16 protein-coding genes are annotated in these 21,052 nt (G+C 58.8%); 4 read left to right on the top strand and 12 right to left on the bottom strand.

Annotated elements, in window-relative coordinates:
• Nucleotides 1-21: 21 nt before the first annotated feature.
• The 6 genes from BMX80_RS02535 to BMX80_RS02510 all read right to left on the bottom strand — a co-directional run bounded on the left by BMX80_RS02535 (nucleotide 22) and on the right by BMX80_RS02510 (nucleotide 7,567).
• Nucleotides 22-1,119, bottom strand: a complete 1,098-nt coding sequence (locus BMX80_RS02535; protein WP_074864741.1) for a carboxynorspermidine decarboxylase — start codon at nucleotides 1,117-1,119, stop codon at nucleotides 22-24.
• Between the two features lie 227 nt (nucleotides 1,120-1,346).
• Nucleotides 1,347-3,698, bottom strand: coding sequence for a DUF6160 family protein (locus BMX80_RS02530; RefSeq protein ID WP_074864738.1), 2,352 nt, complete (start codon nucleotides 3,696-3,698; stop codon nucleotides 1,347-1,349).
• 11 nt (nucleotides 3,699-3,709) lie between these two features.
• A complete protein-coding gene (locus BMX80_RS02525; protein WP_071872138.1) occupies nucleotides 3,710-4,291 on the bottom strand; it encodes a DUF6160 family protein in 582 nt (193 codons plus the stop codon).
• Nucleotides 4,281-5,327 carry a hypothetical protein gene (locus tag BMX80_RS02520; RefSeq protein ID WP_074864735.1) on the bottom strand — a complete coding sequence of 349 codons (1,047 nt, stop codon included), beginning with the start codon at nucleotides 5,325-5,327 and terminating at the stop codon, nucleotides 4,281-4,283. Before BMX80_RS02520 ends, BMX80_RS02525 begins: the two co-directional genes overlap by 11 nt.
• A gap of 2 nt (nucleotides 5,328-5,329) precedes the next feature.
• The gene (locus BMX80_RS02515; protein ID WP_074864733.1) at nucleotides 5,330-6,361 is read right to left on the bottom strand and encodes a hypothetical protein; all 1,032 of its coding nucleotides are present in this window, start codon (nucleotides 6,359-6,361) and stop codon (nucleotides 5,330-5,332) included.
• Nucleotides 6,362-6,520: 159 nt separating this feature from the next.
• Nucleotides 6,521-7,567: a hypothetical protein gene (locus BMX80_RS02510; protein ID WP_074864730.1), complete on the bottom strand. Its 1,047-nt coding sequence runs from the start codon at nucleotides 7,565-7,567 to the stop codon at nucleotides 6,521-6,523.
• A gap of 296 nt (nucleotides 7,568-7,863) precedes the next feature.
• On the opposite strand from BMX80_RS02510, the gene mksB reads away from it, so the two are divergent.
• The 3 genes from mksB to BMX80_RS02495 are packed head-to-tail and all read left to right on the top strand — an operon-like array spanning nucleotide 7,864 to nucleotide 12,702.
• On the top strand, nucleotides 7,864-9,114 hold the full coding sequence (mksB, locus tag BMX80_RS02505; RefSeq protein WP_074864727.1) for an Mks condensin complex protein MksB: 1,251 nt from the start codon (nucleotides 7,864-7,866) through the stop codon (nucleotides 9,112-9,114).
• Nucleotides 9,104-9,871: a condensin complex protein MksE gene (locus BMX80_RS02500; protein WP_074864724.1), complete on the top strand. Its 768-nt coding sequence runs from the start codon at nucleotides 9,104-9,106 to the stop codon at nucleotides 9,869-9,871. Before mksB ends, BMX80_RS02500 begins: the two co-directional genes overlap by 11 nt.
• Nucleotides 9,868-12,702, top strand: a complete 2,835-nt coding sequence (locus BMX80_RS02495) for a coiled-coil domain-containing protein (RefSeq protein ID WP_074864721.1) — start codon at nucleotides 9,868-9,870, stop codon at nucleotides 12,700-12,702. The genes BMX80_RS02500 and BMX80_RS02495 overlap by 4 nt, the downstream gene beginning before the upstream one ends.
• On the opposite strand, the gene BMX80_RS02490 is transcribed toward BMX80_RS02495, so the two are convergent.
• From BMX80_RS02490 to BMX80_RS02470, 5 genes are all read right to left on the bottom strand, one after another.
• A complete protein-coding gene (locus BMX80_RS02490) occupies nucleotides 12,703-13,212 on the bottom strand; it encodes a 2'-5' RNA ligase family protein (protein WP_074864718.1) in 510 nt (169 codons plus the stop codon).
• Nucleotides 13,213-13,342: 130 nt separating this feature from the next.
• Nucleotides 13,343-14,128 carry a hydroxypyruvate isomerase family protein gene (locus BMX80_RS02485; RefSeq protein WP_074864715.1) on the bottom strand — a complete coding sequence of 262 codons (786 nt, stop codon included), beginning with the start codon at nucleotides 14,126-14,128 and terminating at the stop codon, nucleotides 13,343-13,345.
• Between the two features lie 11 nt (nucleotides 14,129-14,139).
• On the bottom strand, nucleotides 14,140-15,021 hold the full coding sequence (locus BMX80_RS02480; protein ID WP_074864713.1) for an NAD(P)-dependent oxidoreductase: 882 nt from the start codon (nucleotides 15,019-15,021) through the stop codon (nucleotides 14,140-14,142).
• Between the two features lie 82 nt (nucleotides 15,022-15,103).
• Nucleotides 15,104-18,157, bottom strand: coding sequence for an efflux RND transporter permease subunit (locus tag BMX80_RS02475; protein ID WP_074864712.1), 3,054 nt, complete (start codon nucleotides 18,155-18,157; stop codon nucleotides 15,104-15,106).
• A gap of 3 nt (nucleotides 18,158-18,160) precedes the next feature.
• Complete coding sequence (locus BMX80_RS02470; protein ID WP_074864709.1) at nucleotides 18,161-19,291, bottom strand: efflux RND transporter periplasmic adaptor subunit; 1,131 nt, start codon at nucleotides 19,289-19,291, stop codon at nucleotides 18,161-18,163.
• 92 nt (nucleotides 19,292-19,383) lie between these two features.
• Here BMX80_RS02470 and BMX80_RS02465 point away from each other — a divergent pair, with 92 nt between their 5' ends.
• A complete protein-coding gene (locus BMX80_RS02465) occupies nucleotides 19,384-20,019 on the top strand; it encodes a TetR/AcrR family transcriptional regulator (protein WP_074864706.1) in 636 nt (211 codons plus the stop codon).
• Here BMX80_RS02465 and BMX80_RS02460 read toward each other — a convergent pair.
• Nucleotides 20,007-21,014, bottom strand: coding sequence for an AraC family transcriptional regulator (locus BMX80_RS02460; protein ID WP_074864703.1), 1,008 nt, complete (start codon nucleotides 21,012-21,014; stop codon nucleotides 20,007-20,009). The genes BMX80_RS02465 and BMX80_RS02460 overlap by 13 nt on opposite strands.
• Nucleotides 21,015-21,052 lie beyond the last annotated feature (38 nt).

The following is a 21,052-nucleotide window of genomic DNA, read 5'->3' as shown; positions in this document are numbered from 1 at the left end:
TTATCTCCCCTGCTGTCAGCCTTAGGACAAGCTGGACAGGTAGTCGTTAAAGGTAAATTCACGCACCACTTCGACGCTGCCGTCGAGCTGACGCACCGCGATGGCCGGCATCTTCACACCGTTAAACCAGTTCTTTTTGACCATGGTGTAACCTGCCGCGTCGATAAACGACAGCCGATCGCCGATGGCCAGCGGACGATCAAAATTAAACTCACCGAAGATATCGCCGGCTAAGCACGACTTGCCGCACACCATGTAGCGGTGCTCGCCATCACACGGCGCCATCTTGGCGTCTTGGCGGTAAATCAACAGATCCAGCATGTGCGCTTCGATAGAGCTGTCCACCACGGCGAGGTTTTTGCCGTTGAACAGGGTGTCGAGCACAGTGACTTCCAGCGAGCTGCTTAGGGTGATGGCCGCCTCGCCGGGCTCTAAGTACACCTGCACACCGTACTGCTCGGAGAACTGCTTTAGGCGTGCACAGAACTTGTCCAGCGGATAGCCTTCGCCGGTGAAATGAATGCCGCCGCCCAAGCTCACCCAGCTGACTTTATGCAGCAGATGGCCAAAGCGTTCTTCGATGGTGTTGAGCATCTGGTCAAACAGGGCAAAGTCGCTGTTCTCGCAGTTGTTGTGGAACATAAAGCCGGAGATCTGTTCGATCACCGCTTCGATCTTGCTGGCATCCCACTCGCCCAAACGGCTAAACGGCCGTGCTGGGTCGGCGATGATGAATTCCGAGCTGGACACCTGTGGGTTTACCCGCAGGCCACGAATCTTGCCTTCGGTGGCGGCGGCATAACGCTGCAGCTGGCCGATGGTGTTGAAGATGATCTTGTCGCAGTTCTCGACCATCTCGTCGATTTCGTCATCGGCCCAGGCCACGCTGTAAGCATGGGTTTCGCCGGCGAACTTCTGGCGGCCCAGTTTCAGCTCGAACAACGAGCTGGAGGTAGTGCCGTCCATGTACTCCTGCATCAGGTCGAAGACCGACCACGTCGCAAAGCACTTCAGCGCCAGCAGCGCCTTGGCGCCGGACTGCTCACGCACCGTGCGGATGATTTCCAGATTGCACAGCAGCTTCTGCTTATCAATGAGGTAATACGGTGTTTTCAGCATCACAGCACCCTGTCGAAAGCGGCAAAACGAGGCAGGCAGGCCCACCCCGCAAATAAAGGGGCGAATTGTGCCTATCTTGCCGAGCTTGTGTAAGCCCTTGGGGCAAAATTTGGCGGTTTTTTAGCCAGCTTTGCCGCGCTACTGACTTTGCCTAAACAACAGACTGCCGCGCCAAAAACGACAATGCCAGCCATCAACGATGGCTGGCATTGTTCAGCAAGCAGATGTCAGTTGATCGGCGTGGCCGTCATGTTGGCGCTGATATCGGCGTTTTGCAGCTTCACGCCGTACATGGAGGTGACCGCTCCGCCGGTGGGATGCACGTTTTGCACGCGGTCGATATTGATTTCTTTAAAGTGCACGCGACCGTTTACCGCAAAGCCCAGCGGATCGGGGCTAACGTATTGACCCGTGGTTTTGTTGCGCACCTTGGTCGGCGCCACGTCGAGGTTCAGGTCGACGTTAAAGCCATAGGTGTTAGTGCCGTTAGTAGCGCCGGTGCCGTTGCCGCCATTGGCCACCGAGGCATTGCCGTCGCTGGTGTGCAGGTTATCCACCACGATCTGACTGCCGGTGCCATTACCGCCACTACGGTTGGTTTCCCAGATGATCTGGTTGCGCTTCTCGTCGGTCACCACAGTATTGGCGGTCGAAGTAGTGCCTTTAACCCAGACGTTTTTCAACTTAGCGGTGATGCCTTCGTTGCCGCGATCTTCCCAACGCCCGCCACTAGCGGCGCAGGTGCCCGAGTTAGTCCCTGTGCCGCCTACGCACAGCGCGCCAGCCCCACCGGAGCTAATCGCCAAGGTGGAGCCTTGCTCATAACGGCGTAGCACCAAACGACCGAGACTGGTGCCGGTGAGCTTGTTGCCCCAGCGCACATCACTGACATCCAGATTGGACCAGTACTCGCCCTTATTCAGCTCGATACCGTTGTTGGTGACATCCACCGAGCCATTGCGAAAGTGCATGTTGTAGCTGGTACCGGAGAGCCATAGGCCTTTGCCGGTTTCATCCACAGTGATCGCCGCACGCGCATCGGTGATGAACAGGTCGGCGTTATAGCGAATGCCGTCGCCGCTGCTACCGCCGGGCAATAAGGTGAAGTGACCGTTTAAGGTGAAGTCGTAGGCAGGGAAGATCTCCGCCAACACCAACAGCTCCGTACCGCCTTGCAGTGGCGCATTAGCGCTACCTACCCGCAAGCCGTCAAAGCTGTAGCTGCCCACCACATTATTAAAGCCAATGCGCAGGCCGTCGTAATGACCGTTGTAGTTGCCTTTGCTGGGGTCGGTAAAACCACTGGTGCCGGCATAGCAACCGGTGGTAACACCGCCGGTGCCGCAACCTTTGGTCATATCTAAGGTAAAGGTGCCGGTGCCGTTGGTTTTCAGGCCGCTGAACCACATGCTGTTGCCGTTATCGGTGACCACCGCCGAGCTGTTGGCCATGTTCCACGACACATCCGCCGTTACCCCTTGCGCGGCCGAGGTGCTGGCACCGCCCGGGCGCAGTTTCAGCCAGTTTTTCTGCGCGCCCTGATCAATAAAGTTCAGGTTCAACCCTAAGCTACCCAGCTTCTGATTGGTCGGGTTACCCATGATCAAGCCACCGAAGGTGGTGTTGATATTTAAGTCGGCAAAGGCCAGCTGCGCGTAGGGGCCGCGGGCATCGCTGTCCAAGTCCAAGGTGATGCCACTGGTGCTGGCGATGGTGCCGGAGAAATTCTCTGCACGCAGAATGCCGGCATCCTGATACTGAAACAGGCTGTTGCTGAAGGTGATGTTGGGCTTAATGCGCAAGCCATCGCCGCTGGCTCCGCCGCCGGCGATGCGAATGCTGCCGCCGAGGTTCAAGTCCATGCTCAGGCGACCAAAACTACGGTTGTAGTTAGGGTCACGGGTATCGGGCGTGCTCGGGGTGACGGATGAGCTTGGGTCGCCTTGCGCTAAGTCCATGCGCAGTCCATTGATTTGCCCCACAAAGCGCGAAGTGCCTAAGTTCAGCTGCACCTCACTGCCAGAGCCACCGTTGACGATGTCGATATAGGCCGCATTGAGATAAGCCTCTAGGCTGACACCATCAATAATCAGGTCGTGGCCGTTGTCGCGGTAGTACACCGTGGCATTGGTCAGGCTCAGGCGACTGCCGTCCAGATCAATCCCAGCCACGCCACTGGCGCCACCGCCCTTGAGTTTGAGCGTCGAACCCAAGGTGTAAAACGCATTCACGGCGCCAAAGCTATTGCTGCTGCCGGCCATGGTGATGCTCGCCACACTGGCTTTTTTCGCTGTGGATTGGCTCTCGACCACCACACGATCACCCACCACATCGACGGTCGTAGTGGTTTTACTGGTGCTACCAGCACGCGGATCGCTGCCCACCGCGACATTATTCATGTCGAGGCTTTTGCCATCTTGGCTATAACTGACTTTACCCGCCGTCCAGCCCGACGATACGGTTTCTAGGCTGATCCCCGCTTGCCCGCTAACATCGGCCAGCGCATCGTCATCCAATGCCTGCATGGCCTGTGCGGTGTTGGCCAACATAAGGGCGGCAGTCAGAGCAGTGATGCGCATAGGTCAGCCTCTTAGTTTTTCGGGAAGATCAGCACATTGCCCTGCATGCGCACGGTGCCGTCGATCTTGGCGGAAAAGATATTGGTCTGCTGGAAGCTCGGCGCGTAGGTCTTGTTGTTCTGCCAACCGCCCTGATTCGCCACGGCCACACTGAAGGCGGCGTTTTTGAACTTCATCTCATTGGGCAAGCCCAGCTCCAGCACATCCTGATTAAAGCCGGCGCCATCGCCATTGAAGCCGGAGTTGATCAGGCGGGTACGCAGGGTTAAGCCTTCGAAACTGAAAATGCCTTTGATGTTGTCCAGCACAAACCAACCACCACCGTTTTCGGTACGCACCGCGAGGCGTAAACCACAAACTTCTAAGTTGGTGGTACCGCAACCACGCTGACTGGCCGACCAAGTTGCCGGGTTCGCATTGGTCGGTGTCGACCACAGCACACCGCCATTCTTGTTAATACTGAACTCGCCAGACAGATACACCCCACCTTGGCCATCGACTTGGCTTAAGTCGCTGTCATCCAAGGCTTGCAGCTCGGCCCAAGCCGGCCCAGCGAGCAACGCAGCAAAAGCAATACAGAGCTTAGAGGTCATGGCTGGACACCTTCAGGTAGTTAAAGCTCATGCCGGAAATCTCATTGCGGCCAAAGTTATAGCCGCCGGTAGGCACCGCGGTGGGCGATGAGCGTGTGCCACCAAAATTGAGGTTATCGATAAGGATATTGGTGCGCGGCGCGTTGGCGTAAAAGTCCGCCGCGATCTGATTACGGGTAGTGGCATTGGTTACCCCAGCCACCGGGTTAGGCAGCTCCAGCACAAACTGGCCATTGGAGGTGACGTCAAACAGCAGCGGCTGCGACTTGCCATAGCCCAGTGCAAATTGCGCGTAAGTGTTAGTGAAATAAATCGTCCGCGCTGCTAGCTCTTGGGCTGTGTTACAACCTGCCGCCCCTGTCGCGCAGGAGAGAATTTCCAACGTCTTGGCATACAGGTTAATGCGTGCCTCACCGACCAACTGCTGGCGGCTATTGTCACCCCATAAGCGCAGGTACGAGCCGTCCATGGTCAGCTCGGTGAAGTCCATATTGATGACATCGGTGCGGCTACCGGTAACGCTGAAATCGAAGCGAATACCGGCATCCACCTTCTCGGTGCTGCGCATCGAGCAGTTGTTACCCGCTGCTGCATAACCGGAAATACACGGCTGGCCACCGGCGCCAAAAATCTTGTCTGGCGCGGCAAAGCTTAATATCGACAGGTTGGTCGGCACGGTTTGCACCAACTGACCGTCATCGCGCAGGGTTTTCAGGTTCTCACCCTTCACCAAATCGAGCGTCCACGGGTAGCTCAAACGGCCAATATTGACCGGCTGCAGGTTGCTGCCTTTATTACTGCCGGTGGCACCGACATAAAGCTCTTTAACAGCAATCGGTACGTTCTGCCCGCTACCGTTGGTGATGTCGTTAATAGTGATGGTGGCTTGGGTGCCGTCGTAGAGAAAATTCTCAATGACCATGCCAAAACCGGCGCCGGACACCGTGGCGAGTTTTTCATCATCCAGCGCTTGCAGTTCGGCATTAGCCAGCCCCGCTAAGCCACCTAACAAACTGGCCAAGAACAGTCGCTGCATACTCAGCACCCCTTGGTTTGCGGCCCCAAGCAGGTATCCACGCGCGGGATACCCTCGAAAGCCTCTTGGAAACTGGTTCGAATGGCCGCCGAGCCATCGGCATTACGCGGCAAATTCATAAAAGCCCCAGCCAACGCCTCAACAAACTTGGTGGCATCTTGCTGATCTCGCCATTGCACATTTTGCGTTTGCATCGACAAAAACACGCCTTTAGCTGAGTCGGTGAATTGCTGGGTGGCCGCATTAAACTGCCCGACTGGAAAAGAACCATAATTTGCTAGCGAAAAACACGTTGTGGTACCCAGCAGCGCACAGTTATTAGATGAGAAAAGTCCCAGCAAAAAATTATCGAAACCAGAACCAGAGGGAATACTCAGCTTCTGCCCATCCACCATACCGATAAACTGGGCGCGAACAGGGTCTGGGTCCCCTCCGGGACTAGTCACCAGTTGGGCCTGCGCGGCGAAGTCACTATTAGCGTAAGCACCACCAACGATCCCTTTTGCGCCATGACAAACTAGGTCATACCAAGCGCAGCTAATTTGCGAAGCCAGATAACTGCCCTTGCCATAGATATCAACCGGCACATTACCGGTGATCCTATTGATATCGCCTGAAAGATGCCCTTTAGCCTCACCAAACCCCATGCGCACCCCAACTACTTTGGTGCCCGAATAAGCGATCTCTAGATAGGGGTTCTTAATAGAAAATGGATTCACCTGCCCTGTCGCATCATTCACTGAGCCCAAGGCAAAATTATTGATCGAGATATCCGCCGTGCCTGCCGCCTCGCCAGCACGGGTGTAATTGCCCAGCTCGAGCTTCTTGATGTTCATCTGCGTCTCAATATCAACGCCAAGATTCAAGCGCGTGAAGGTCAAGCCATTGTGTGAATCCGTGGTCATGTTCATAAACGCCTGCCCTGTCACTTCAGAGAGTTTTTCATCTGACAGCGCTACCAGCTCAGCTTGCGCAGTAAAGTTCACGCCCAGCAGCAGGCTAAAACTCAATTGGGACAGGATTTTCTTGAACATTGGCCACCACACACATCGGTCAAAATTTGCTCACCCTGCCACGTTACTGAAGCGCGCCGCCCTTGGCTGCCAACTCTCGTTTAGCGCAGACCTCCACAGCCTACGCTAGCGACCAAACACAAAGACAAAGCGTTACCACCCTCCCCAGAGCAGTAACACTTAACAGCCGCCCTGCGCCGTGCTGCCATTCGACGCACCAAAGCAGGTGTCTTTACGCGGTATCCCGTTCAAGGCCTGGCCAAAGTCCAGCTGAATCGGCGCCTTAAGCTGACCGTTAGCATCCACATACTTAGGCAAATTCATGAAAGCGCCGACAATGGCGTTGACATCCGGCTGGCCACTGCTGCCCTTCCACGTCAACGACTCGGTTTGCATCGAGATAAACATGTCGCGCACGGCGCCATCCATGCCTGCGCGGCTCAAGTCTCCCACCGGCAGGGTTTGAAATTGATTCAAACCAAAACAAGTGGCGATACCCAAAATCGAGCAATTGTTGGAGGCAAACGCCCCCAGCAAGGCATCTGTCCAGCCACCCGCGCAGCCGCTCACGCATTCCATACCACTGCCATTAGGAATCCCCGAATGCGTCGCACGCACTGGGTCGACCTGTCCGCCGGGGGTTACCAGCTCGGCATTCGCCTCAATCTGGCTTGAGCGATATACCCCCGCCAAAAACAGCAAGAAGCGCTGACCGGCATCGGCTTTATCGTAAATGGCATTGGCTGTGCCTTTAATAAACACCGGCACATTACCCGTCAGCCGGTTGATCTCGCCGGACAGCTCGCCTTTGGCCTCACCAAAGCCCACGCGCACACCGACAATTTTGCTACCGCGATACGCCACTTCTAGATACGGGTCTTTGATGCGAAACGGATTCACCTGCCCCGTGGCGTCATTCACGGTACCCAAGGCAAAAGCATTGATATCCAAATCGGCGGTATTGCCCGCCTCACCGGCGCGATCGTACAAGCCCAGCTGCAACTTGCGCGCATTCATTTGAGTTTCGATATCAAGGCCGAGGTTAATGCGGGTGAAGTCCAAGCCACCGGCAGAGTGCGTGGTGAGATTGATGAACGCTTGACCATGCACATCGGCCAGGTCTTCATCAGCCAGCTCTTGCATGGCGGCATAGCTGGTAAACGGCGCACACGCGCCCATCCCCAACAGCAAAGCCCAAGCACGCGCCCGGACACTGAAACTGTTCATATAAGCAGCCCCTAGATTTCTTGTTCTTGTCTATGGGTGGCGCTGATTCCATCGGCACCTCGCTGGGAACTGCTTACTTCTCCCGTGCTGGCAGAGTGCCTAGGTGGGGCTTAGGGCAAAACCTGCCAATCGATCAGGCAAAAACATCACTCGGCGGTTTACTAATTAACTGAGCGTTACCTGACTACCCGTCAGTTGCCGCCGCGCAACAGCACTCAGCAGTTTGCAGACCGGCGTCGCTTGGCCTGCCGGCGCTTTGCAGTAGAATCGCCGCTTTGTGTTGTTAGGCGACTGCCATGATTGACCCCAAACGCGTGCTGCGCGCACTGGCTGAGCACTGGGCCTTGCTGGAGCCCCTGTGCGACCACTTTGATCAAGGCACCTTAAGCTTGGTCGAGCTGCGCACGCGCCTGGCCGAGCAGCTCAAAGACAGCGACCCACTGGCGGTCACCGCGCTGATCGACCAATGGCTCAAGCTGGATATTCTGATTCCGGTGGCCAAAAGCCCCAATCGCTTCGAGCTCAACGCGCAGATTCACGACTTTCTCGCCTACCTGCGTAAAGAACACCGCCTTGGCCTGTGTCTTGAGATCGAAGCCTACCTGCGCCACCTAGAGCGCCTTGGGCATTACATTGAAGACGCCTTTGCCGCACGCGATGCGCTGGAGCTCGCCCGCCAGCTGCGCCTGTTAGACATGCGCGTGCGCGATGTGCTGAAAAAACTCGCCAACGACGAACAAGCGCTGATCGGCGTAGCCGAGCGGGCGAAAACCAACGACCGGCAAATCCCCCTGCGCCAGCGTTATGCCGAAGTCTTGGCGACCTGGGATGAGTACGTCGAACCGATGATTCACTTGGTCAGCGCCAGCGGCCCCTTCGAGACCGGCATGCGCCAAGTGGAAAACACCTTGCTGCGTTTATATGGCGAGCAACAGCGCATCGGCAGTTTGGTGGAAGACGATCTGATTCTGCGCGCCCAAGCGCGGATTCTTGAGATGCAAGGCGCCGCCCAGCTGACCCTGCGCAAAGCCCGCGACTTGCTGCTGCCGCTGCGTGAAGAAGCCCGTCGGCATAACACGATCACCCGTGGCGCAGCGCTGGCCTTAGCAGCCATGCGCAAACGCGGGCTGGATGCCGTGCCGCAAGCGGCGCTACCGATTTTTACCCGCCCGCAGAGCACCTTTTTAGGCACCTCCAGCCAAGTGGAAAGCTATGTGTATGCCTTGGCGCGCTTTGAGAGCCGCCCGGCGCGCTTCCCCAGTGTGGAGCGCAAGCAAAGCCGTCCCGTTACTCGCGCACCGCTCACGGCAAAAGAAATGCTTAACCGCGCCGAAGCCGCGCTGCCGCTGCCCGATTTAATGCAATGGCTGATCGACCACGAACGCGAGGCCGCCAGCGATGAGCTGCTGTATTGGTTCTCGCGCTTAGCCCGCGATGCGCGCTTTAACCGTGCGCGCCTGCCGCGTGCCAGCTACCAAACCCGCGAGCACCAGATCAGCCTGTGCTCCTACCAGTTGACCGAAAGCGAGACACCTTATGTCCGTTGATATTGCCGAGCTGAGCCTGCTCGCGCCGATCTTCCGCGAGTTGTTTAAGGGCTACCACATCAGCCCGCGCGACCACGAGTTATACGCCCAGCTGAACAACCTGCAAGACAGCTACCGCAGCCTGTTTAAAACCTTGGGGTTTGAGCTGGTCTGCGACCATCGCGGCTTCTATTATTTTGTCCCCGAGCAGACCGGCGCGCAGGTGAATAAAACCGCGCAGCGCTTGGCCTTGTTCACCTTTATCGTGGTCGAGCACTTAGCCGACCAAAACCGCGACCCGCTGGCGGTACTGGATGGCGGCAGCTTGGGCCGCGATGAACTGCCGCCGCTATTCGACAAATACCGCGAGCTGTTCGTGCAGGCCGAAGTGCTGAGCTTGGAAGACTTGGACGACAAAATTCTCCGTCGCCTGGTGCAGCTGGGCTTTGCCCGCGAAGACAACGGCGTGTACCAGTTTTTACCGCCCATGCACCGCTTCTTAGATGTATGCCTGAGCGTACAACAAGACCGCGACTTGGCCGCCAGCCTCGCCAGCGATCTGCCCTTGCCTGCCCCAGTCTTGCCCGTCGAAGCAGATGAAGCAGATGAAGTGGATGCAGTCGATGAGGCAAGCGAAGCTGCAGTGCCCGAACGCATTGCGCCAGCCGTAGCAACAGCGCCGGCAGCAGACAACGAAGACGACGAACTGGCCCGCGCCATTGCCGAAGAACGCGCTGAAGCCGCGCTGCGCATTAGCGAAGAGGAGCACAACGCATGAGCACCCGCTACGGCATTCGCCGCTTTGCCCTGCTGAATACTGCGGGCTACAGCCTCGGCATCTTCCCGCTGGAAAAACCGCTGTCGATTTACGGCGCCAACAACTTGGGTAAATCGGCGTCGATTAACGCGCTGCAATTCCCCATTCTGGCGCGAATGTCGGACATGAGCTTTGGCAAATACAGCCTCGAACAGTCACGCAAGTTTTATTTCGCCAGCGACACCAGCTACATCCTCATTGAGCTAGAACTCGCCCACGGCCGCCATGTGATCGGCGTGGCCGGGCGCGGCCCCGGTGGCGGTTTTGGCCACCAGTTCTTTGTCTACCAAGGCGAGCTGGACCTGGCCCACTACCAGAAAAACGGCACCTGCCTGCGCCAGCGCGAACTGTTCGCCAACCTAGAGCGCGAAGGCATTCACGCCCACGAGGTAAAACCCGAAGAACTGCGCCGCTTATTGGTTGGCGGGCACACCTCGATTCCGCTCGACCTCACCCTGATCCCACTGCGCTCGACCAGCGAGCAGAGCCTGAAAACCTTCCGCGCGCTGTTTATCAACTTGCTGCACATGCGCGAAATCACCGCTGCCAAGCTTAAGCAGCTGTTCTTGGATGCCTTCGAGCACAGCCTGCGCTCGGGCAGCGTGGATTACATCGCCGCCTGCGAAGAAGCCTTCCGCGATGTGCGCCGCATGGAGCAGGACTACCACGCGCTGGTCGCCGCCGGCCCGTTGATTGACGCCCTGTCTGCCGGCGTCACCCAGCGCGATGTGCTGCGCGGCCGCTTGCATAAGCTGTCGCCGCTGCTCGACGTGCTACTCAGCAGCTGGCACGACTACGCCGACGCGCGCAAAGAAGAACTGCTCGGTCTGCACGAACATCACCGTCAGCAGCAAGACGGCCTGCAACAAGAACAGCGCGGCACCACCGCCGAACTGCTGCGCTTAGAGCGCGATATCGCCGCACTGGAAAAATGGCACAGCGAGCTGGACGAGCTGCGCCAGCGCTTTGCTTTAGTCACCGACACCGCGCAGCTGGAACAACAGCTACTCGCCGCCAAAGACGTTCACGATGACTTGGCCGGTGCGATTGCCCAGTCGCGGCAGTTCTCCAGCGCCGATCTGGATGCCCGCGTGCGCGACTTAGAAAAGCGCCTAAAAGACGTGCGCGGCAAGCTCGATCACGCCGACAACAACCTGTATTCCCGCCTGCGCGAAGAATTTACCCAAGCCGATGTAGAGCGCCTGATGCGCCTGTGCAACAGCGAGCTATTCAGCCTGCCGCTGGCCGACAAAGGCATCACACTGGACGGCGACGACTGGGTCACCAGCCTTGAGCAGTTGCTCGAGCGCTTCACCGGCAATGTGCTGAGCCTGCCGGGGCTGACCATCGACCTAAGCAGCATCGAGCCGCCACAGCTGCAAGCGCTGGCCGACCGCACCGCGCTGCGCGATCAGAAAGACCGCCTCGAGCGTGAGCTGAAACAACTGAAAACCCAGCAAGCGGTAGCCGCCGACATTGCCGCCAGCCGCGCCGAGGCCGACCGCCTCTATCAAGCCGTGCTGGAAGCGCAAAAAGCACTGGAAGACTACCGCCGCCTGCAAACCCTTGAGCAACAAGCCGCCGAGCAAGCCGCGCAGCTCGAGCAAGTCTCCGCCGCTCGCGAAGAACGCGCCCGCGCCAGCGATGCCTTTACCGAACGTGTGCAGCAGCTGTCCGGCAAAATTCAGCTATTAAGCCGCCAACTGGCTGACCTGGAAGCCAAAGAACGCACACTGGAGGACGCCCTGCGCCGCCGTCAGCTGTTGCCCAAAGACTTGCCCGAAGGCATCCGCTGTATCGACCCGGTGGACGACTCGCTGGACAACCTGCTGCCGCTGCTCAATGACTATCAAGACACGTGGCAGCAACTGATGCGCATCGACCAACAAATCGACGCGCTTTACGCCCAAGTGCGCCTCAAAGGCGTGGCCAAGTTCGATAACGAAGAAGACCCCGAGCGCCGCTTAAAGCTGCTGGTTAACGCCTATGCACACCGCGAAGAAGAAGCCGCCACGCTGGCCAAGGCGCGCCGCGCGGCGGTTACCGACATTGCTCGTACGCTGCGCAATATTCGTAACGACTACGACAATCTTGAGCACCAGCTGGGGCTGTTTAACCGCGAGATCAACCGTCGCCAGGTGTCTAACCTGGAAAGCTTCCGCATTGTGCTGGCCCCGCACCGCGAGGCGCTTAAGCACATCGACCAGATCATCCACAGCGCCAGCCAGTACGAAGAAGGTGAAACCCTGTCGGTGTTCGACTTAAAACCGAACCCCGACGAAGACGCGCGCAACGATGCCGCGCGAGATTTCCTCGCCAAGCTGGTGCAAGCCAACAACAACCAGTTGGGCCTGAAGGACTTGTTCGAGCTGGCCTTTGAGATCACCAAGGTCGGCGGTCAGCCGGTGCTGCACACCGATATCGACGGTGCGGCCTCCAACGGCACCACCATGACCATCAAGGCGCTGACCAACATGTATTTGTTGCTGCACCTGATGGACCGCGAGCAAGCCAGCCGCATTCGCCTGCCCTACTACCTCGACGAAGCCGCCGATATCGACGAGCGCAACCAAATGGCGCTGATCGAAACCAGCCAGCAGCTAGGCTTTGTGCCGATTCTTGCCTCGGTGAAACCGCAGGTCTCGGCCGCAGTGGCCATCGACTTGGAAGGCGGCAGCACGCCGCAGGGCATTTATCTGGACGAAGCCGACTGGAAGTTTATCGAGCGCCGCGAGACCAGCAGCACTGCGGATCAACCTGCCGAGCCGATTAGCGAAGACGCTGCCGTCTGATCACAGCAAACGGGTTAAGCGCCCGCAGAATTCTGCGGGCCGATACCCAAGTAACGCTAAGTCAGCGCTAAAGCTCAGCGGCGCTAGGTGATCTAACGCTTTTAAGCGCCGTTCAAGCGCCGGCAAGGCTAAGTGATAGCGATACACGCCTAAGGTGAGATGCGGGGTAAAGCGAAACTGATGTGCCGCCTCGCGATGCTCTGCGCCCAACAAAGTGCGCCACTGATTCACCAGCTCAGGCACTTCTACGGCCAAGAAAGGCGCATGGGCGAAGCTGCTTAAGTAACTCGTTCGGCACACCACCGGTTCATTATTTAAGCGCTTTAAAAGCTGCATTTGCTGGCGCAGCTCTGCCCAGCTGACTTCATCGGCCTGCTGCGCGCAACGCACAGGAAAACCGGCCACAGCCAAGGTGATATGCGCCTGACGGCGGTAATTCGGTGCAAGCCACGGCGCTAATCCGGCTTGTAAGCGCGCTAGGTGCGCCGCTACGGCGGGCTCACGCGGCACTAATGCCCATACGGCAAACCAAGGTCGGCCACGGTGCCACGCTGGGGCTGGGTCGTGTCGCCACGGTGTTACGCCGCCTTCGGCAACACGTGCCCGCCAGTGTGGACAGGCGGCTCTTAGTAACCCTGACTCAATCACGCGGCCAATCGGCCAGCCACGCCAAACTCGCTGCCGGGTCGCCGTGTGGGCGGTACTCGGCCGACAACCAGCCTCGGTAGCCCGCTGCGCTCAAGGCCGCGCGCACTTCGGCAAAATCCAACTTACCGCTGCCCGGCTGGGCGCGGCCAGGGTAGTCGGCAAATTGCACATGACCGATCAGGCCGGCCAGCTCAGCAATCGCCTCAGGCAGCTCAAAGCCTTGACGTGCCATGTGGTACAGGTCGAGCTGGGCTTTGGCATTGGGGTGATTCACTTGTTCGAGCAGCGCACGCAGCGCTTGCGGCGTGCTTACGGCAAAGCCCGGCAAGTCGAACGGGTTAATCGCTTCACAGACCACGCCAATACCCAGCGGCGCAAAAGCCTCGGCGGTTTTGCGCACGTTAGCGGCGAGGCAATCCAGCGCCGTGCTTTCTTCCACATTGGCGACAAAGCGCCCCGGCAGCACGTTGACCTGCTGCGGCTTAACCACCTCGGCATAGGCCAAGGCCTCGGCCAATGCGGCATCAAACTCGGCTTGGCAGTCTGGTACACACGCCAAGCCCGCGCCACCATCAAGTAAATCACCGGCGGGCAGGTTAATCAGCACCAGCGGCAGGCCTGCAGCGTCCAGCGCGGCTTTTAATTCAGCCGCTGGCACTGCGTAAGGGAACTGAATCTCTACCCCCGCGAAACCAGCTTGCTTGGCTGCGGCGATGCGCGCCGGCAATGGCAGCTCGGTAAATAACAGCGTGAGGTTGGCGCAAAGCGCGTTAGCCATGCGAGGTGTCCTTATTCGGTGAAATTAAGATGCAGCTGCACTAAGGTCGCAGGGTCTTGCTCGGCAAAACCGTTGGCGGCGTGCAGGCGCATCAGCTGCGCGGCTAAGCCGGCCATCGGCGTGCTACTGACGGCACTCTGACTGAGCTTAACGGCGGTGTCTAAGTCTTTTAGCAAAGTGCGCACATGCCACTTGATGGGCTCGAATTCACGCGCGGCCATTTGCGGGGCCAGTATCTGCAGCGGTTTGCTGTCGGCAAAGCCACCGGCCAGTGCCGGCGCCAGCTGCGCGGCATCCACGCCACTGCGCTCGGCCAGCGCAACCACTTCGGCAATCACCAGCGCGTTGCAGGCTACCAGCATTTGGTTACATACCTTGGTCACTTGCCCGGCGCCGACCTCGCCCATGCGCGTGACGCGCTGGCCTAAGTGCGCCAGCAAGGGCCGAATAGCATCGATATCTTGCGCGCGGCCACCGGCCATAATCGCCAAGCTGCCGTCTGCCGCGCCTTGCACACCGCCGGACACCGGCGCATCCACCCAGTACACGCCGCGCTCGGCTAATAAGCGCGCGGCCATCTCGCGCGTCGCAGCCGGCTCTAGGCTGGAGAAATCCACCAGCAGCTGGCCTGCGCGCAAGTGCTGCGCTAAACCGTGCTCACTAAACAGCAGGTCATGCACGGCGGCGGTGTCGGCTAAGCAAAGCATCAGCACATCACTACTAGCGGCCAGCGCTGCAAGATTGTCTGCCTGCTGCGCACCTTGCGCCAGCAGCGGCGCGCACTTACTGGCAGTGCGGTTATACACCGTCAGCGGCACGCCAGCGGCCAACAGGCGCTGACACATCGGCAGGCCCATCAAGCCAATACCGGCAAACCCTACGCGCATGCTCATGCACACTCCTCAAACCAACTTGCGGCGATTCTAAAACACAAACCCCGCCAAAGCGGGGTTTGTGTTTTACCTTGCGTGCCGATTAATGCTCGGGCTTGACCCTAAACCACGCGGCATACAAGGCCGGCAGGAACAACAAGGTCAGCGCCGTGGCGACAATCAAGCCGCCCATAATCGCCACGGCCATGGGGCCGAAGAACACGCTGCGTGACAGCGGGATCATCGCCAGTACCGCCGCCAAGGCCGTCAGCACGATGGGGCGGAAGCGCCGCACGGTGGCCTCGATGGTGGCTTGGTAGCGGCTTAGGCCGTCTTTCACGTCCTGCTCGATCTGGTCGACCAAGATCACCGAGTTACGCATGATCATGCCCGACAAGGCGATGGTGCCAAGCATGGCCACGAAGCCAAACGGCTGCTGGAACAACAACAAGAACAGCGTCACGCCGATCAAGCCCAGCGGCGCGGTGAGGAACACCATCAGCACGCGCGAGAAGCTCTTCAGCTGCATCATCAGCAAGGTCAGCACCACCACGATAAACAGCGGCACACCGGCGACGACCGAACCTTGGCCACGCTGCGAGTCTTCCACCGTGCCGCCCACCGTCAGCAGGTAACCGCTAGGCAGCTGCGCCTGCACATCGGCCAAGCGCGGCATGACTTCGTTCACCACAGTGGCCGGCTGCACTTCGCCATAGATGTCACCACGGATGGTCACGGTCGGCAGGCGGTTGCGGCGCCAGATAATGCCTTCTTCAAAGCCATATTCCAGCGTGGCGATTTGCCCCAGCGAGACGCTACGGTTGCTCTCGGTCGGAATCGCCAAGCTCGATAACAGCTCCAGCTCGCGACGTTCTTTCTCCGGGCCACGCAGCACGATATCGATCAGCTCATTGCCTTCACGGTACTGACTGACCGTGGCGCCGGTGATGGCGCTTTGCAGGAAGTTCGACAGGTTCTGCGTGCTCACACCCAAGGCACGGGCACGGTCTTGGTCGACGTTGAGGCGGATCACCTTGCTCGGCTCTTCCCAATCCAAGTGCACATTGCTGACGTGCGGGTTGTCACGCACCTTGTCAGCCACTTGGCGGGCCAGCGCACGCACGGTTTCGATATGTTCACCGGCCACGCGGAACTGCACCGGATAGCCTACCGGCGGGCCGTTTTCCAAACGGCTCACACGGGTGCGCACATCGGGGAACTCTTCACGCAAGGTTTCAATCAGCCACAAGCGCAAGCGTTCGCGACTCTCCAGCGAATCGGTTAGCACCACCACTTGGGCAAAGCTGGCTGCCGGCAGTTGTTGATCCAACGGCAGATAGAAGCGCGGCGAACCGGTACCCACGTAAGCCACATAGTTGTCGATGCCTTTTTGCTCTTTGAGCATGGCTTCGAGCTTATGCACCTGTTCTTCGGTGGCCTTCAGCGAGCTGCCTTCGCTGAGCTTAAGGTCAACCATCACCTCAAGGCGCGCCGAGGCGGGGAAGAACTGCTGCTGCACATACTTAAAGCCCACCACCGAAAGCACAAACAGGCCCACGGTAATCATGATCACCTTAAAGCGGTTTTCCACACACCAGCCCACCAAGCGGCGGAAGCGCTGATAAAACGGCGTGCCGTAGGGGTCGTGCTCTTTGCCGTCATGCAGTTTGGTCATATCCGGCAGCAGGCGGTCGCCCAAGTACGGCACGAACACCACGGCGGCAATCCACGAGACGATCAAGGCGATGGTCACCACTTGGAAGATCGAGCGAGTGTATTCGCCAGTGCCGGACTGCGCGGTGGCAATCGGCAAGAAGCCTGCGGCGGTAATCAAGGTGCCGGTGAGCATCGGGAAGGCCGTGCTGCTCCAGGCATAGCTGGCGGCTTTAAGACGACTAAAGCCTTGCTCCATTTTGATCGACATCATCTCCACGGCAATGATGGCGTCATCCACCAAGAGCCCGAGCGCCAGCACCAAGGCGCCGAGGGAGATTTTGTGCAGGCCGATGTTGAAGTAGTACATCAGCGCAAACGTCATCGCCAACACCAGTGGGATGGACAACGCCACCACCAAACCGGCGCGCTTACCGAGCGAGAAGAAGCTCACCAGCAGCACGATCGCCACTGCTTCAAACAGCACGCGAACGAACTCACCCACGCCGGTTTTTACCGCCGCCGGCTGGTCGGATACTTTGGCCAGCGTCATGCCCACCGGCAGGGTTTCTTGCAGACGGGCAAACTCGCCTTCCAGCGCTTCACCCAAGCGCAGGATGTCGCCGCCGTTTTTCATCGATACGGCAATGGCCAGCGCGTCCTCACCCATAAAGCGCACGCGCGGCGCTGGCGGATCGGCAAAGCCGCGGTACACCTTGGCAACATCGGCAATGCGGAAGGTGCGCTCGCCAAAGCGAATGGGGAACTGCTCGATTTCTTCCACCGAGGAGAAACGCCCCGACACGCGCAAGTGAATCCGGTCGCTGGGAGTTTCAAAGTAGCCCGATGAGGCCACGGCGTTTTGCTGCTCCAACGCTTGCTGCACGGCGGCCAGCGGCAGGCCTAAGGTGGCCATTTTCACGTTGGACAGTTCGATCCAGATTTTCTCGTCTTGCAGGCCAAGAATCTCGACCTTGCCGACATCTTTCACCCGCTGCAGGTGCAGCTGCAGACGGTCGGCGTAATCTTTCAGCACTGCGTAGTCGAAGCCTTCGCCACCCAAGGCGTAGATATTGCCGTAGGTGGTGCCGAACTCATCGTTAAAGAATGGCCCGACCGCCTCGCGCGGCAAAGTGTGCCGAATGTCATTAACCTTTTTGCGGATTTGGTACCAAAGCTCGGGAATGTCCCGCGAGTGCATATCGTCGCGGGCGATAAAGGTGACTTGCGACTCACCGGGGCGCGAAAAGGAAATGATCTTATCGAAGTCGCCGGTTTCCATCAGCTTCTTCTCGATGCGCTCGGTCACTTGCCGCGACACATCCTCAGCACTGGCACCCGGCCAAATGGTACGCACCACCATGGCCTTAAAGGTAAAGGGCGGGTCTTCGCTCTGCCCTAAGCGGTCGTAAGCAAAGAAGCCGGCCAGCGCCAACAGCACCATCAGGTAGCGCACTAACTCGCGGTTACGCAGCGCCCAGGCGGATAAGTTAAAACGCGACATAGCTTATTCCTCGCCAACCGTGGCGGGGCCGCTGACATTCAGCGGGCGATTCTCGCGGTCAATCGGCTTGACCTCTAAGCCATCGCGCAGCAATTGCACGCCGGCAGCAACCACGTAATCGGCCGCGCTCAAGCCTTCCAGTACCGGCACTAAGCGCTCACTAAAGGCGCCTAAGCGCACCGGAGTTTTCTTCACGGTAGAGGTTTGCGCATCGAGCACAAACACGTAGGCCGCGCCCTCTTCGGCGCTCACCGCCGACAGCGGCACGGCAAGGCCGGCGCTCTCACCGATTAAGAAGTACACCCGCGCACTCTGGCCGAGTTCCGCCGGCACTTGGTTGTCAGAAAACGCCACGCGTGCCGCGTAGGTTCGGGTCACCGGGTCCGCCGCTGGGGCTAGCTCACGCAGCTTGCCGATAAAGCGCTTACCGGGCTTAGTCCACAGCTCCACGCCCACTTCTTGACCAAGCTTAAAGGCCTCGATGCCTTGCTCCGGCAGGTTGATGGATACTTCACGCTCGCCATCGGTGGCCAAGGTGAACACGGTTTGCCCCGCGCCGACCACTTGGCCAGACTCGACCAAACGGCGCGAAATCACCCCGTCGCTCGGCGAGCGCAGAATGGCGTAGTCGTTTTGATTTTTCGCCACATCCAGCTCGGCACGCATTTGCTTAACGCGCGCAGCGGCGGCTTTGTAGACATTCTCGGCGTTCTCAAACTGCGATCGGCTAACCAACTGACGCGACACCAGCTTGCCGTAGCGGTCGCGCTCGGAGCGCGCCAAGCTCATGTCTGCCTCGGCAGCCGCCAGCTGAGCTTGCGCGGCTTGCAGACGCAGGTTGACGTCTTCAGCACTCAGTTCAGCCAGCGGTTGGTCTTTCTTCACCCGCTCGCCAACTTCGACTAAACGGCGCGCTACTTTGCCGCCAATGCGGAAGGCCAGCTCGGGCTCGTAACGGGCGCGAACTTCGCCGGGATAGGTTTCCAGCACGCCGCCACTGGGCACGGGCTGAACAAAAATCGCCGGACGGACCTGCTTCTCGACCACTTCTTCTTGGCCGCAGGCCGCCACTAACAAGGCCAGTGAGGTAACAGCACCGGCTTTCGCCAGACGGGGTAACATGGACTTAAACATTTCGCTGCGCTTCCCAACTAAGTTTCGGGATTATTTATACTGGCGAGTATACTAAGATTACAAAACCCATCAGTCCAGTTTTAGACAAAAGCATGAACAAGACAAAAAAGCCACGTCAGAAGCCAGGTCGGCCAAAGGATCTGGAAAAGAAGCAGGCCGTGCTGGACGCCGCCAAATGTCTGTTCTTAAGCCAAGGCTATGACGCCACCAGTATGGACGCGATTGCCCAGAGCGCTGGGGTGTCCAAACTGACCCTGTACAGCCACTTCAATGACAAGGACACCCTGTTCAGCCACGCCGTGCGCTCGCACTGCGAAACGCAAATGCCCTCCGAGCTGTTTAACTACAAGCCCGAGCAAAGCATTGAGCAGCAGCTGCGCAACATTGCCTATGCGGTGGTCAGCCTGATTTACGACCCCGAGGCCATTCAGCTGCACCGCCTGATTGTGGCTGCCTCGCAGAAAGACAATCGCCTCGCGCAGCTGTTTTTCGACGCCGGCCCCAAGCGTTTGATCATGGAGCTTGAGCGCCTGCTGCGTGACGCCTGCGCCGCCCAGCAATTACAGATTGCCGACCCAGCCCAAGCCGCCGATCAGTTCTTTTGCTTGGTGAAGGGGCTCAACCATATGCGCGTGCTAACGGGCTGCCTCGACACCCCTGCCCTGCCCCATGAGCAAGAGCACATCGACGCAGCGCTTGAGCTGTTCTTAAAGGCTTACCGCGCCTGAAGGCGAAACTGATAGGGCGTGCTGCCCGTCCAGCGTTTAAAGGCATGAATAAACGCCGCCGGCTCGCTGTAGCCCAGCTGCGCGGCGATTTGTTCAACACTGTGCTGGCTGCGTAGCAGCAACTGCTCTGCTTTATAGCGCCGTGCTTGCGCCAGCAGCTCGCGAAAGCTCACTCCTTCTTCGGCCAAGTAGCGACGCAAGCTACGACCGCTGAGGCCTAAGCTGGCCGCGACCTGATCGGCATCCGGGTATTGGCCCTGAAACACACTCAAGTGCGCCAGCACCTGATCGCGCCAGTACTGCGCCGATTGCATTTGCGCCGCCAAGAGCTGCTCGCACTGTTGCAGATACAGGCTATGCCCGCTTCGATCAGCCACCGGTAGGCTATGACGCAGCGCGCTATTGCTCACGGTAAAACCGGCAGTGGCACAGCCAAACTGCACGGGGCAGGCAAAAAACGTCGGGTAACGCGCGGCATCCGCCGGCTTAGCGTAAGGTAGCTGCACCGACTCTAGCGGCACCGTCACCCCCAGCAAGGCAGTTAAGTCTTTCACCAAGCGCAAGGTGCCGGCCATTTCCGCATCGACGCGAAAGCGCAGCAGTGCCTCCGGTAGCCCAGCAGGTTCGAGCAGCAGCTGGCTGCTCTCGCGACCGGGCACAAAGCGCAGTTGGCAATACAGGTAAGTCAGCTGCTGAAAGCGCACGCCGAGCTGCACGGCTTCCAGCAGATTGGTGCAGGTCATCAGCAGCATGCTGAGCACGCCGTAACCGGCAAAGCGGTATTCATCGCCCACGGCTAGGCCGCAACCGGGGTCACGCAGATTCGGCGCTAAGTCGCTGAGAATCGCCAGTTCTAATTGCCGGCTGATTTGCCCAGCGGGGTCGAGTTGCTCCAGCGCCAAACCACGCTCGGCCAATACGCGCTCCACAGGCTCGCCCAGCGTTTGCAGCGCCTTAAGCACATAAATGAAGCCAAGCATGGGCCGCGTTGCCATAGAAACTCCGCCTTGTTATGCGGCCCACGCTAACACAG

The sequence above is a fragment of the Atopomonas hussainii genome (assembly GCF_900109735.1).
GTDB lineage: Bacteria > Pseudomonadota > Gammaproteobacteria > Pseudomonadales > Pseudomonadaceae > Atopomonas > Atopomonas hussainii.
Note: the sequence above shows the minus strand (reverse complement) of the source record. Positions and strands in the feature narration are given on the sequence as shown.